The 13,089-nt window shown below is 66.3% G+C and carries 13 protein-coding genes; 6 read left to right on the forward strand and 7 right to left on the reverse strand.

The annotated features are described in order from the left end of the window. Positions 1–653, forward strand: a 653-nt coding sequence (locus BST40_RS25445) for a GlgC family sugar phosphate nucleotidyltransferase (RefSeq protein ID WP_244174493.1), incomplete at its 5' end; no start/stop codon positions are given. Positions 654–806: 153 nt separating this feature from the next. Here BST40_RS25445 and BST40_RS25450 read toward each other — a convergent pair. From BST40_RS25450 to BST40_RS25470, 5 genes are all read right to left on the reverse strand, one after another. Then, complete coding sequence (locus BST40_RS25450) at positions 807–2,486, reverse strand: CocE/NonD family hydrolase (protein ID WP_075545574.1); 1,680 nt, start codon at positions 2,484–2,486, stop codon at positions 807–809. Between the two features lie 62 nt (positions 2,487–2,548). Beyond that, the gene (locus tag BST40_RS25455) at positions 2,549–3,223 is read right to left on the reverse strand and encodes a methyltransferase family protein (RefSeq protein WP_083156135.1); all 675 of its coding nucleotides are present in this window, start codon (positions 3,221–3,223) and stop codon (positions 2,549–2,551) included. 21 nt (positions 3,224–3,244) lie between these two features. Next, positions 3,245–4,891, reverse strand: coding sequence for an ABC transporter permease (locus tag BST40_RS25460; RefSeq protein WP_075545572.1), 1,647 nt, complete (start codon positions 4,889–4,891; stop codon positions 3,245–3,247). After that, positions 4,888–5,826, reverse strand: a complete 939-nt coding sequence (locus BST40_RS25465) for an ABC transporter ATP-binding protein (RefSeq protein ID WP_075545571.1) — start codon at positions 5,824–5,826, stop codon at positions 4,888–4,890. Before BST40_RS25465 ends, BST40_RS25460 begins: the two co-directional genes overlap by 4 nt. After that, a complete protein-coding gene (locus BST40_RS25470) occupies positions 5,816–6,454 on the reverse strand; it encodes a TetR/AcrR family transcriptional regulator (RefSeq protein ID WP_075545601.1) in 639 nt (212 codons plus the stop codon). Before BST40_RS25470 ends, BST40_RS25465 begins: the two co-directional genes overlap by 11 nt. 236 nt (positions 6,455–6,690) lie before the next feature. On the opposite strand from BST40_RS25470, the gene BST40_RS25475 reads away from it, so the two are divergent. Continuing rightward, positions 6,691–7,065: a hypothetical protein gene (locus BST40_RS25475; RefSeq protein WP_240316478.1), complete on the forward strand. Its 375-nt coding sequence runs from the start codon at positions 6,691–6,693 to the stop codon at positions 7,063–7,065. Positions 7,066–7,344: 279 nt separating this feature from the next. On the opposite strand, the gene BST40_RS25480 is transcribed toward BST40_RS25475, so the two are convergent. Next, entirely contained in the window at positions 7,345–8,019 is a 675-nt protein-coding gene (locus BST40_RS25480; RefSeq protein WP_075545600.1) for an O-methyltransferase, read from the reverse strand. A gap of 225 nt (positions 8,020–8,244) precedes the next feature. Here BST40_RS25480 and sigE point away from each other — a divergent pair, with 225 nt between their 5' ends. The 4 genes from sigE to tatB all read left to right on the forward strand — a co-directional run bounded on the left by sigE (position 8,245) and on the right by tatB (position 11,739). After that, positions 8,245–9,018, forward strand: a complete 774-nt coding sequence (gene sigE / locus BST40_RS25485; RefSeq protein WP_075545569.1) for an RNA polymerase sigma factor SigE — start codon at positions 8,245–8,247, stop codon at positions 9,016–9,018. A gap of 186 nt (positions 9,019–9,204) precedes the next feature. Continuing rightward, positions 9,205–9,597, forward strand: a complete 393-nt coding sequence (rseA, locus tag BST40_RS25490; RefSeq protein WP_075545568.1) for an anti-sigma E factor RseA — start codon at positions 9,205–9,207, stop codon at positions 9,595–9,597. Positions 9,598–9,758: 161 nt separating this feature from the next. Next, positions 9,759–11,285 carry a serine protease HtrA gene (gene htrA / locus BST40_RS25495; protein WP_083156136.1) on the forward strand — a complete coding sequence of 509 codons (1,527 nt, stop codon included), beginning with the start codon at positions 9,759–9,761 and terminating at the stop codon, positions 11,283–11,285. Positions 11,286–11,337: 52 nt separating this feature from the next. Then, a complete protein-coding gene (tatB, locus tag BST40_RS25500) occupies positions 11,338–11,739 on the forward strand; it encodes a Sec-independent protein translocase protein TatB (RefSeq protein ID WP_083156137.1) in 402 nt (133 codons plus the stop codon). A gap of 8 nt (positions 11,740–11,747) precedes the next feature. Here tatB and BST40_RS25505 read toward each other — a convergent pair whose 3' ends face one another. Then, positions 11,748–12,899: an Mrp/NBP35 family ATP-binding protein gene (locus tag BST40_RS25505; RefSeq protein ID WP_075545565.1), complete on the reverse strand. Its 1,152-nt coding sequence runs from the start codon at positions 12,897–12,899 to the stop codon at positions 11,748–11,750. Positions 12,900–13,089: the final 190 nt, after the last annotated feature.

Raw genomic sequence — 13,089 nt, forward strand, 5'->3', positions numbered from 1 at the left:
CCGATGACCCCACCAGCACGTTCGTCTCGATGGGCAACTACGTGTTCACCACCAAGGTGCTGATCGACGCAATTCGCGCCGACGCCGAGGATGATCACTCGGATCACGACATGGGCGGGGACATCATCCCGCGGCTGGTGGCGGACGGGATGGCGGCGGTGTACGACTTTTCCGACAATGACGTGCCGGGTGCCACCGACCGGGACCGGGCTTACTGGCGTGACGTCGGGACGCTGGATGCGTTCTACGACGCCCATATGGATCTGGTGTCGGTGCACCCGGTGTTCAACCTGTACAACCGGCGCTGGCCCATCCGGGGTGAGTCGGAGAACCTGGCGCCGGCGAAATTTGTCAACGGAGGTTCGGCGCAGGAGTCGGTGGTCGGTGCCGGCAGCATCATTTCGGCGGCCTCGGTGCGCAACTCGGTGTTGTCGTCCAATGTCGTTGTCGACGACGGCGCCATCGTGGAGGGCAGTGTGATCATGCCCGGCACCCGGGTCGGCCGTGGCGCGGTGGTACGCCACGCGATCCTGGACAAGAACGTCGTCGTGGGGCCCGGTGAGATGGTGGGGGTGGACCTGGACCGAGACCGGGAAAGGTTCGCGGTCAGCGCCGGCGGCGTGGTCGCGGTGGGCAAGGGCGTCTGGATCTGAAGCGTGTCGAACGATACCGGTGAGTGGTCAGCCGCCGATCAGCGTCCGATCATGCTTGGTGGCCGCGTTCATCACACCCGGTACGGTTTCCAGTGGTTTGGTAGCGGCGCGGTGCAGGCCAGGGCGCTGCCGGCTTGCCCGGCCGTGATGCGGTCAAGGGATTTCTGGGACCAATAGGTGGGCGTCGTAGCGCGGGCCCCAGCGCAGCGTGATGCGACTGCGCGGCGAGTCCGGATAGGCGGCAGGGAATTGACCCGTGAGCGGGTTGCGCGGGGATAACCATCGACCGGCGATCACCAGGCGCAGTTGCTCTCCGGCACGAAACAACGTCGCCGACGGACCGAGGGCGACATCAACCGCGACCACCTCGCCCGGGGTAGCCGGCCGCGCCCGGACGCACGCCGGGACCGGCTGCCAGGGCCGGGAGGCTTCGGGGTCCAGCTCGCGCAGCGCGACCCGCTGCCAGCCGGTGGTGACCCGGTCGCGGCCCCAGCCGTAGGACCCTTCGAATCCGACGAACCGCCCGTCGCGCCACTTCTCCACGCCAACGAACAGGTTCGCGTCTTGGCCGCCGTCCAGTTGCACCCAGAGCCGGGCCGCCATAGGACCGGTCAGTTCGATGTCGAATGGCACTGTCCAGTTGAAACATGCTGCGCGCGAATGTGTTTCGAATGTAATGCTGCCGGCTTTCGGCGGCCTTTCGGGCGTCAGCATTCCAGCGGCGGCGAGATACATTGGCCGCCAACGGGTGCGGGCGAGGGGCCATTCGGCCTCCTCGCGTACCGCGGCGACGGTGTCGCGATCCTCGCGAACCTCGAGGCGAACACTGCGCGACGGTGGTGCTCCGTCGAGCACGTCGCGGAAGAACTCGAGTTGCTCGGCCAACGCGGGCTCCGAGTAGAACGTTTCCCACTTGCCACCGCGATGCGTATAGAGCCGGGCGTGCCGGGAGCCGGCATCGGTGAACGCCCGGATAGAGCCGCGACTGTGCAGGTTGTTGTCGGAGAAGCTGCCGCAGACCAACATCGGCACCGTGATCGCCGATAGATCGGGAACGATTGCGCGCCATTCCTCGTCGCGCAACGGATGATCGGTCTGCATCTGCTCCAGGTCGTAGGCCTGCCGGGTACGACGCACGTTGCGTGACCAAAACCGGGTGAAGCCGACCTCGCGAATTCCGCCGGGAAACGCCAGGTCATGGTAGGCATCGGTGAATCCTTCCCACGGGCAGATGGCCCGCAGTGCCGGTGGTTGCAGGGCGGCGCCGGCGTACTGGCTGATGGCCAGGTAGGACACTCCGAGCATGACCACCCGGCCGTCACTCCAGGGCTGGTCGGCGACCCACTGCACCAGGTCGTAGGTGTCTTCGGCTTCCCGGGCGGAGAGCAGCCTCCCCGTGCCGTTAGAGCGACCGCAGCCGCGCGAGTCGGCATTGACCACGGTGAACCCTTGTGCGGTCCACCAGCCGGGGTCCGGCGCCTCCCAACCGGTCAGGGCGGAGAATCTCACCGGCTTGGGTTGGCGCAGCACCCGGTATAGCCGAGGGACGGTCCAGCGCTTGCGCCGCCTGGTCGGCAGATCGTCCTTGCCGTAGGGATGGATGCTGACGATGACCGGTCGGGGGGCCCCGCCGGATCGCCGGAAAACGTTGACCCGCAATACGGTCCCGTCGCGGGTAATGACGTCGACGTCACGCTCGACGAGGACGTCGGCCGGGGGATCGGTAACGGTGACCGGGGGTTTGACGATTCCGCGAATCCGGGTGAATGCGTACCGAAGAGCGCCCGGCCGTCGCCACGGCCGGTCCAGGGCGGGTGTCGGATCTCTGGCCACGCCGTTACCTTAGAACGTGCTGGCTTGGCAGCAAACGAATTTCGCCACTCCGACCCGACTTGCTACCAGACGTGGGGCAGTAGCCGATAGCGCACCCGCTGCATGTAGTCGCGATATCCATCCAGCTCCGCGGCTAGTGCCCTCTCCTCGTCCAGAATGCGGAAAACGAGGACGAGCGTCCCCGGGATGACACCCAGCAGCCCCCAATAGGAGCCGAGCGCAAGCGGCATGCCCACCATCAAGATCACGTTGCCGACGTACATCGGGTGCCGCACGAACCGGTAGAAACCGCTGGACACCACCTTCTGGCCCGCCTCCACCGTCACCGTCGCGGCGGCGTAACTGTTCTGGACGACCACCAGCATGGCGATTGCGAGTCCGGTCGCGACGAGTAGGTCGCCGACCACGCATACCACCATCGGCACAGCCGACCAACCGAATCGATGGTCTAGCACGCTGAGCACCATGATGCCGATGACGCTGACGAACGCGCCCACGATGATGAATTTTTGGGCAGTTCTGGTTTCCGCGCGTGGTCCCGCGTGCATGCGCCGCTGCAGCGCGGCCGGGTTTGTCCGGGCCAGGTAGATGCTGGGCACGATCGTTGCAACGGTGAATACGGCGATGAAAACCCATGCTTGCCAATAGTTGAAAGTACCCGCAGGGTAAAACAGCAAGAATCCGAACACAACCAGACCGGCCAGCCCAGAGATCACGGCCCGCAGACCAGTTTTCATTTCCCCTCCCGATGTTATCGGCTAATTCCGCATATCACGCCGTTGAAAAGCCATGGCACCCAACGTGATCAATCCCGCATCTATAGCCAGCAGCCACAGCAGTGGCTCGGTGTTGAAGTCGCTGCCGCCAACTCGCGGAGTGTGTGCGAAAGGTTCCAAGTCCAGCACCCATTGCGGGAACCCCGACAACGAACCAAGCAGGTACAACGCGACGAAGCTGACCAGCACGCCCCACGCCACCGGGGCGAACCGCGGTGCCACACCGAACAATGTGATGGTCACCGCGGACAGCAGCCAGACGCCCGGCAGCTGGACCGCCGCGGTGGCGACAGCGGTGGTCAGCTTGCCGCCGAGGTCGCCGGCGGCGGCGCCGTAGGAAAGGCCGGTGACCACGCCGGAGAGCAGTATCGCCGCTGCGGGCGCGGCCAGCGCGATCACCAAATGGCTTGCCAGTAACCGAATCCGGGACACCGATCCGGCGAGCACGGTCTCGGCGCGCTGGGCGAGTTCCTCCTGGTGCAGGCGTAGCGACACCGAGACGGCGAACGCGGCGGAGATCATGCCCAGCATGGTGAAGCCCACCGCGACAAAGGCCTGCTCCAGCACGCTGGTGCCGCCCAACCGTGCGACGATGTCTCGTACTGCGGTGCCACTGCCCAACTCCTGTCCGATGCCGTGTACCACGCTGCCGATCAACAGCCCGTAGAGCACCAGCCCCACGGTCCAGACCAGCAGCGCGCCGCGGTCAAGCCGCCACGCCAGCCCGAAGACGTTGCCCAGCCAGGGTGCGGCGGTGGCGGGGCCGGCGCGTTCGGCGATGAGCCCGGCGCCGACGTCGCGGCCCGCGAGCAGCCGATAGGCCACCACGGTCAGCGCGGCGGCCGTCGCCAGATGCAGTAGCAACACCCACCAGCGATCCCCCGCATAGGGCCTGACCTGAAGTGACCATCCCAGCGGGGAAAACCAGGACAGCGCACCCGATCCCGCGTCACCGACAGCCCGAAGCGCGAACATCGTGCCGAGCACGGCGAACGCGATACCCCGGGTCACTCGGGCGCTGGGCGATAGCTGCGCGGCGACGGCGGCCACGGCGGTGAACACCAATCCCGACCCGGCCAGGGCCGCGCCAAAGGCCAGCGACCCGGACGGCGCCACCTTGGTGGTCAGCAACCCCGCCGCACCGATAGCACCGGTAGCGATCGATGCCGAAAACGACAGCACCAGTGCCGCACTGAGACTCGCGTAGCGGCCGACTGAGGTGGACTCGATCAGCTCGGCACGGCCGGTCTCCTCGTCGGCCCGGGTGTGGCGGATCACGGTGAGGATGACCGCCACCGCGATGAGGGTGTGAAACATCCCGGCTTTCCAGATGCCGACGGCGCCGAGACTGTCGTTGTAGACCTGACCATAGAGCGCTCGCTGGGCCGGGCTGGCCGCGATCGAGGCCACGAACCCGGCACGATCCTGCGGGGCGGGGTAGACCTTTTCGATACTGCTGACGTACACGGTGGCCAGCGGCACCGAGAGCAGCGACACCCAGAGTGGCAACACCACTCGGTCGCGACGCAGGTAAAGCCGCAGTAGTCCGCGGGTGCCGGTGAAAGCCGAGCCGCGTGGCGGTGCAGATTGTGGTTCGGGCCGTGGACGATTCAGCGTTGCGGTGCTCATGTCGCCGATACCTCCTGGGTGTGTTCGCCGACGTGCGGACCGACGCTGTAGTGGCGCAGGAAGAGTTCCTCGAGCGAAGGTGGTTGGCTGACCAGACTGCGCACCCCTGCGTCACCGAGCACCCGGACCAGTTCGCCCAGGCTTTCGATGTCGACCTGGGCCCGCACGGTGGTGCCCTCGACCGTGACGTCCTCGACGCCCTTGATCCTGGTGAGATCGCCCGGGTCGCCGATCATTTCGGCCTTGATCGAGGTTCGGCTGAGGTGGCGCATGGATTCCAGTGAGCCGCTCTCGACGGTCTTGCCGGCCTGAATGATGGTGACCCGTTCGCACAGGGCTTCCGTTTCGGCCAGAATATGGCTGGAGAGCAGGATGGTGACCCCACGGCCGCGTGCTTCCTTGACACATTGCTGAAAGACGTTTTCCATCAACGGGTCCAACCCGCTGGAGGGTTCGTCCAGCAGCAGCAGCCTGGCGCGTGACGAAAATGCCGAAATCAGGGACACCTTCTGGCGGTTGCCTTTCGAGTAGGTGCGTACCTTCTTGCGCGGGTCGAACTCGAAGCGCTCGATCAAGTCCGCGCGAAGGTTCTCGTCGATACCGCCCCGCATCCGAGCCAGCAGATCGATCGTCTCGCCACCAGTCAACGTCGGCCACAACGTGACATCGCCTGGAACATAGGCAATTTGGCGATGCAACTGAACTGCGTCGGCCCAGGGATCGCGACCCAGCAGCCGCACACTGCCGCCGTCGGCTTTCGCCAGGCCTAACAGAATCCGGATGGTGGTCGACTTCCCGGCGCCATTGGGTCCGAGAAATCCGTGCACCTCGCCTTCGTGCACGGTGAGGTCAAGGCCGTCGAGCGCACGCACCACCCCGAACTTCTTGATCAGCCCTCGAATATCGATGAGGGCCGAGGCGTTGTCACTGGACATCGGATTCTCCTTGCTTCTCTTCGGCGAGGAAGGCCTCGTACATGGAGCGATCAGTCAGCAGGCCCTCGGTGTAGACCTCCAGCGCCGGCAGTACCATGTCGCGCGTGTAATCACGGAGTACCGCACGCAGATCGGTTGGGGTTGCATGCATTTGCAGGTACAACAGAAAGCCGCCGCCCCCGGTGATGGCCAGGTACTTGGCCCTGGCCTGCGGGTCGCGGCTGGGTTTGACGGTGCCGGCACGCACTCCTTCCTCGAGGTAGTCTTCTGTATTGTCGATCATCTTCTGCCACAACGTCTTTGCCAATTCACCGCCGGATTGCATGCTGCGCACCAGGTAGGCCATCAGGGGCGCGTAGGACTCGACTTGGGCGAGCTGGCCCAGCCAGGTGGCCGGGTCGTTGGATTGCATCGCCGTCGACTTTTCGCTGCGGATCTCTTCGGCGACGTAGTCGTCGCAGGCCTTGCGCAGACCATCCTTGGAGCCGAAGTGGTGGATGACCAGGGCGGCGCTGACTTCCGCGGCTTCGGCGATGGTTCGCAGGCCAACGTCGAAACCGTGCTGACCAAACTGCTCGATCGCCGCATCCCTGATGCGGGCCGCCGCAGTCAAGTCGACTGAACGCATGTTCAGCACATTAAACGACTGTTCAGTCCAAAGTCAAGGCAGTGGGCCTTTTGCGTCTGCAGACCGCGGTTCAGTTCTGCAAGACCCGGACGCCGCCCCATGCGTCTCGGCCCGCCGAGTGGCCAACCGGCGCGGTGAGCCGACGAGATGCCCTGACCTTCCTTAGGTGATGTCGGCGTCAACACGTCAGTGCGATTACCCGATTTGGGATCGGTAGCGGCGCCGCCGGTGTGTACTTGGGCGCAACAAAGAACACGCTCCCTGAGGATGGGCGCGGACATGGAAAGGAAATCGATATGGTCAGCGCGGTCAAGCGGACGTTCGTCGGTGTTCTGATTTCAGGCGTCGGCGCGGTCGCCACCTTGTGGCTCGCCGCCTTGGGGCCGGGCGCCGCGACTGCGCAAGCCGATGTTCGGTGCGACCCGGTCTGCCATGGCACCTGGTGTCCGGGAGACCCAGTTGATTTTCGGGTTCGAGACCTGGCGACTGGCTGGGACATGAACACCTGCCACGAATACCACCAGGTATCGGGCCAGCCAGGGGTCTATGCCGAAGGCCCGCTTGACCCGGGCACCTTTGTCTGCCCGCCGATTTCGTTCATGTGCCCGTGACCGTTGGCCGGTACGCCTCGCTGGATTATCGGCCTGAACAGTGAAGCGCAGGGCGTCGAGGGGCGGATAGGGAACCGCTGGACGCGCAAGGTCTCGTTGGTCATCTGGTGTTCTGAGGCAATCGCGTTAACGGCCACCTTTGCCGGAATCTGATTCGGCTATGAGGAGTTTGAGGATCTGTCCCGCCAGCCCGGGCCGATCCCTGCGGCGGGCACGGGTGGATGCACCGGGGACGACCACCTCGAGCGGCGCAGAAGCTGGAGAAGCACCTTTCTCGCCTTAATCCCGGACGGCGGCCAGCACACCGTCACCCAGCGGCACCAGTGCCGGGGTGAGCCGTTCGTCCTCGGCGATCAGTCGGGCCGCCTCCCGGACCGCGGTCACCTCGGCGTCGCGTGCCGCCGGATCACCGGCCCGTCCGCCCAGCGCTGCCCGGTGCACCACGATGACCCCGCCGGGTCGCAGCAACCGCACACCCTCGACCACATAATCCGGCTGGTCGACCGGGTCGGCGTCGACGAACACCAGGTCATAGGCTTCGTCGGCGAGTCGGGTCAGCACCTCTTGGGCACGCCCACCGATCAGTCTGGTGCGCGACGGTCCGATTCCCGCCTCGTGGAAGGCCTGCTTGGCGAGCCGTAGGTGTTCGGGCTCGATATCGATCGTGGTCAGCACGCCGTCACTGCTCATGCCGGACAGCAACCACAGTCCGCTGACACCGGCTCCGGTACCCACCTCGGCGACCGCCTTGCCGCCGCTGAGCTTGGCCAGCAGGCTCAGCAGGGCGCCGACGGCGGGACTCACCGCTCCGGCGCCGATGTCCATGGCCCGCTCACGGGCGCTGGTCAGGATCGCGTCTTCAGATATCGACCCCTCGGCGTGCGCAGACATCAGTTCGGCTCGACTGGGGGTCTGCGGGCCGTGGGCGACCGAGCTGTCACCGGTGCCGTCCATGTCGGCAGCGTATGCCGGATCTGCGAGGCCGTCGGGCAGGCGCGCCCGATGGCCGGACCTGAGCCCGCACAGCACAGCCGCTGCGGACACGCCCGGGATGCGTGGCGCGATCAAGGTCAACCCGCCGCCGAAAAGCCCAGGAAAATCCAGGTAACGGATTGGTTTCTCAGCTAAAGCTCAGTTTGCTCATATACCGCCCACACGCCGGTGCGCGACGGTATCGGTATGGAACGAGGCGGACGCTGGGCGGGGAATACGGGGTGGCAACTGCGCGTTGCCGGAAACGAGCTGCCACCGCTTGAAGGCAGGGATAGCAGGGGAATTCCGGAGGGACACGACATCGCCACTTTGAGCACGACCACCATGTCTCACCCCCAACACATCCGCGACGACGAGTGGGTCGAACCGTCCGACGGGTTGCTTGGTACTGCGGTATTCGACGCGACCGGGGACAAGGCCACAATGCCGTCGTGGGATGAGTTGGTACGTCAGCACGCCGACCGGGTGTACCGGCTGGCCTATCGGCTCTCGGGCAACCAGCACGATGCCGAGGACTTGACGCAAGAAACGTTCATCAGGGTTTTCCGGTCGGTCCAGAACTACCAGCCGGGGACCTTCGAGGGCTGGTTGCACCGCATCACCACCAACCTGTTTCTCGACATGGTCCGCCGCCGGACCCGCATCCGGATGGAGGCGTTGCCCGAGGATTACGACCGGGTGCCCGCCGACGACCCCAACCCCGAGCAGATCTATCACGACGCACGTCTGGGGCCCGATTTGCAGGCTGCCCTCGATTCGCTGCCGCCGGAGTTCCGTGCCGCGGTGGTGTTGTGCGATATCGAAGGTCTGTCCTACGAGGAGATCGGTGCCACCCTCGGGGTCAAGCTCGGCACCGTGCGTAGCCGGATCCATCGTGGACGCCAGGCGTTGCGCGACTATCTTGCCGCCCATCCCGAACACGGCGAGGCTTACGCACGACCGGCCAGGACAGGCGGTTAAGACAGGCGCCAGCAAGCCAACCATCGGTTTGGCCACCGCATGGTTGCCAACTGGTCCCAAATCCTCGGGTTTTACTCGATGATGATGGTTATCCGGCACCGAGCCGCGCTACATTCGAAATACCCAAGTGGGAAAAGGCTAGCCACAGCCCGAAAATGGCTCTCATGCGCAGGGAAGGAGCTGGCGATGGCCGACCGGGGACATGTGTTTCGGCGCGCGTTCTCCTGGCTTCCCACCCAGTTCGCTTCGCAAAGCGATGCGCCGGTCGGTGCGCCGCGTCGGTTCCGGTCCACCGAGCACCTCTCCATCGAGGCCATTGCCGCGTTTGTCGATGGTGAGCTGACAATGAACGCCCACTTGCGCGCGGCGCATCACCTGTCGCTGTGCCCGCAGTGCGCTGCCGAAGTAGACGACCACAGCCGTGCTCGTGCCGCGCTACGCGACTCGCGCCCGATCCGCATCCCCAGCACGCTGCTCGGGTTGCTGTCCGAAATCCCCCATCAGCCGTCCGACGACGCGACGCCGCTGCCGGAACCCTTCGCGCAGCGCGATGTCCGTGGCCAGCGGAAGCGTCGCTAACTTGGTTGGCTGCACCCCGAAATGAAAGCCGGCCGGCTGCTGGCTTCAGCCATCAGAAATGTCACGGATACTAGGGTGGACACCGATAACGCCGCGTCCGGTAGGGCGGGCCGTCGTGGTCCGTGTCGCCGACGCTCAGCAGAGAACCAGAAGAGGATCACGTGACCTCCGACCAAGGCAAAAACAGTGGCAGTACCGGTGTGGGGGACGGCGGCCCCCGCCTGGCGCCGCGTCCCGTCTTTCGGCCACCGGTTGATTCCGCATCGCGTCAAGCGTTCGGGCGACCATCGGGGGTGCGGGGTTCGTTTGTGGCGGAGCGGGTGCGTCCGTCGAAGTACCAGGACCAGGCCGAGTTCCGAGCGCACGAGCAACCAGCCGACCCGGTGCTGGAGGAAGCCTTCAGCCGGCCACCCGGCGGCGTCGACTCGCTGCAACGCCACCCCATCGACGCCGGGGCGCTGGCCGCCGAAAAGGACGGCCAACGGGACGAGCCCGACGATCCGTGGCGCGATCCCGCCGCGGCGGCCGCGCTGGGAACCCCGGCACTGACCCCACCGCCACCGCACAGCACGCTCGGCCAGCGGGGCAAGCTCGGCGTACGCGATGTGCTGTTCGGCGGCAAGGTGTCGTATCTGGCGCTGGCTGTGCTGGCGGTCTTGGCGCTGGTGATCGGGTTGATCGGCGGCGTGATCGGTCGCAAGACCGCCGAAGTCGTCGAGGCGTTCACGACGTCCAAGGTGACGTTGTCCACCAGCGGCAACGCCGAGGAGCCGGCCGGCCGGTTCACCAAGGTGGCCGCGGCGGTGGCCGACTCGGTCGTGACCATCGAGTCCAAGAGCGACCAGGAGGGCATGCAGGGTTCCGGCGTCATCATCGACGGTCGCGGCTACATCGTCACCAACAACCACGTGATCTCCGAGGCCGCCAACAACCCCAGCCAGTTCAAGACGACCGTGGTGTTCAACGACGGCAAGGAGGTGCCGGCCAGCCTGGTGGGCCGCGACCCCAAGACCGACCTGGCCGTGCTGAAGGTCGACAACGTCGACAACCTGACAGTGGCCCGGCTCGGTGATTCCGGCAAGGTGCGGGTCGGCGACGAGGTGCTGGCCGCCGGAGCGCCGCTGGGACTGCGCAGCACCGTGACGCATGGCATCATCAGCGCGCTGCACCGCCCGGTCCCGCTATCGGGCGAGGGTTCGGACACCGATACGGTGATCGACGCGCTGCAGACCGACGCCTCGATCAACCACGGCAACTCCGGTGGTCCGCTGATCGACATGGATTCGCAGGTGATCGGCATCAACACCGCCGGTAAGTCGCTCTCCGACAGCGCCAGCGGACTGGGCTTCGCCATTCCGGTCAACGAGATGAAGGTGGTCGCCCAAACGCTGATCAAAGACGGAAAGATCGTTCACCCGACGCTGGGTATCAGCACCCGTTCGGTGAGCAACGCGATCGCATCGGGTGCGCAGGTGGCCAACGTGAAGGCCGGAAGCCCCGCTCAGAAGGGCGGAATTCTGGAAAACGACGTGATCGTCAAGATCGGCGACCGTAAGGTGGCCGACTCCGATGAGTTCGTCGTCGCCGTGCGGCAGCTGACCATCGGGCAGGACGCGCCGGTGGAGGTGGTCCGCGAGGGTCGCCACGTCACGCTGACGGTCAAGCCCGAACCCGATACCAGCTCGTGATGATCGCAAGCGCGGCGCAGCCGGGCGCAGCGGGTCATCACCATCCGACCTGATGTTCGCCAACGTCGGCTGGGGGGAGATGCTCGTACTCGTCGTGGTCGGGCTGGTGGTGCTGGGCCCGGAACGGCTCCCCGGTGCGATCCGCTGGACTGCGGGCGCGCTGCGTCAGGCTCGGGAATACCTCAGCGGCGTGACCAATCAGCTGCGCGAGGACATGGGGCCCGAATTCGACGACCTTCGCGGGCACATCAGCGAGCTGCAGAAGCTGCGCGGCATGACGCCGCGCGCCGCACTGACCAAGCACCTGCTTGACGGCGACGATTCCTTCTTCACCGGCAACTTCGACCAACCGGCCGCCGCGAATCCGGCGCAGCCGACCCACCCGCCGCCCGGGACGGAACGGCCCGTTCCCGACGAGCCCGCACGTCCTCCGTTCGACTCCGACGCGACCTGAACGGCCGCTCAGCGCCGGGTCGGGTCGAGCCCCAGCGACATGCCGGCCAGTCCGCGGCGCCGTGCCGCCAGACCCTCGGCAATGTTGAGCAGCTCCTTACCCACCGCCGAATCCGGCGCACTCAAGACCAGCGGCACGCCCGCATCGCCGGCGGCCACCAGCGCCGGGTCCAGCGGGATCCGACCCAGCAGCGGCACGTCGGCACCGACCGCGCGGGTCAGCCGCTCAGCCACCTGCTGACCTCCGCCCTCGCCGAACACCTGCAGCGTGCTGCCGTCCGGCAGCGTGAGCCCGGACATGTTTTCGACGACGCCGACGATCCGCTGACGGGTCTGCAGGGCAATGCTGCCGGCCCGTTCGGCCACTTCGGCGGCGGCCAGCTGCGGCGTGGTCACTACCAGGATCTCGGCGTTGGGAATCAGCTGAGCCACCGATATGGCGACATCGCCGGTCCCGGGCGGCAGGTCGAGCAGCAGCATGTCCAGATCACCCCAGTAGACGTCGGCCAGGAACTGCTGCAGCGCCCGGTGCAGCATCGGCCCGCGCCATACCACCGGCGTGTTGCCCTCGGTGAATTGCGCGATCGAGATGACCCGCACCTCATGGGCGATGGGCGGCAGGATCATCGACTCGACCTGCGTGGGTCGGTCGGTGGTACCCATCATCCGCGGAATGGAATGGCCGTGAATGTCGGCGTCCAGCACGCCGACCGACAGGCCACGGGCGGCCATCGCCGCGGCCAGGTTGACCGTGACGGTGGACTTGCCGACGCCGCCCTTGCCGGAGGCGACGGCATAGACCCGGGTCAAGGAGCTGGGCTGGGCGAACGGGATGACCGGTTCCCGCGCGTCGCCGCGGAGCTGCTTGCGCAACTCGGTGCGCTGCTCGTCGCTCATGACATCCAGGCTGACCCGGACGGCTCCGGTGCCGGGAACGTCGGACACCGCCCGGGCGACACGCTCGGTGATTTCCGACTTCTTCGGGCAGGCCGCGGTGGTCAGGTAGATACCGATATGGACCTCGCCCTGCGGGCTGACGTCGACACCCTTGACCATTCCGAGTTCGGTGATGGGTCGTCGTAGTTCGGGGTCGATCACTTTCGCCAGCGCAGCGCGAACTGCGGCGGTCAGGTCGGCGGCGTCGTCTCGAGTTTGGGACATCACGCCGAGTTTATGCGGCGGCGGCTCGGACCGAGCGGGCGGTCGACGGGTCAGCTCACCGGAGTGAGCACCGGCCCGCCGGGCACGGGCGTAGTCGGCGCAGGTGCGGGCGAGGGCCCGGCCGGCTTCGGCGAAGCCGAGCCGGACGGTGCCGGGGCAGCCGCCGCTGTGGCCGTGGCTGCAACAACCC

The organism is Mycobacterium persicum (genome assembly GCF_002086675.1).
Taxonomy (GTDB): Bacteria; Actinomycetota; Actinomycetes; order Mycobacteriales; family Mycobacteriaceae; genus Mycobacterium; species Mycobacterium persicum.

Excerpts from the sequence above, each read along its gene's own strand:
- BST40_RS25455 (WP_083156135.1), bottom strand. The coding sequence starts at position 3,223 with ATGAAAACTGGTCTGCGGGCCGTGATCTCTGGGCTGGCCGGTCTGGTT.
- BST40_RS25460 (WP_075545572.1), bottom strand. The coding sequence starts at position 4,891 with ATGAGCACCGCAACGCTGAATCGTCCACGGCCCGAACCACAATCTGCA.
- BST40_RS25465 (WP_075545571.1), bottom strand. The coding sequence starts at position 5,826 with ATGTCCAGTGACAACGCCTCGGCCCTCATCGATATTCGAGGGCTGATC.
- BST40_RS25470 (WP_075545601.1), bottom strand. The coding sequence starts at position 6,454 with ATGCGTTCAGTCGACTTGACTGCGGCGGCCCGCATCAGGGATGCGGCG.
- BST40_RS25480 (WP_075545600.1), bottom strand. The coding sequence starts at position 8,019 with ATGGACGGCACCGGTGACAGCTCGGTCGCCCACGGCCCGCAGACCCCC.
- sigE (WP_075545569.1), top strand. The coding sequence starts at position 8,245 with ATGGAACGAGGCGGACGCTGGGCGGGGAATACGGGGTGGCAACTGCGC.
- rseA (WP_075545568.1), top strand. The coding sequence starts at position 9,205 with ATGGCCGACCGGGGACATGTGTTTCGGCGCGCGTTCTCCTGGCTTCCC.
- tatB (WP_083156137.1), top strand. The coding sequence starts at position 11,338 with ATGTTCGCCAACGTCGGCTGGGGGGAGATGCTCGTACTCGTCGTGGTC.
- BST40_RS25505 (WP_075545565.1), bottom strand. The coding sequence starts at position 12,899 with ATGTCCCAAACTCGAGACGACGCCGCCGACCTGACCGCCGCAGTTCGC.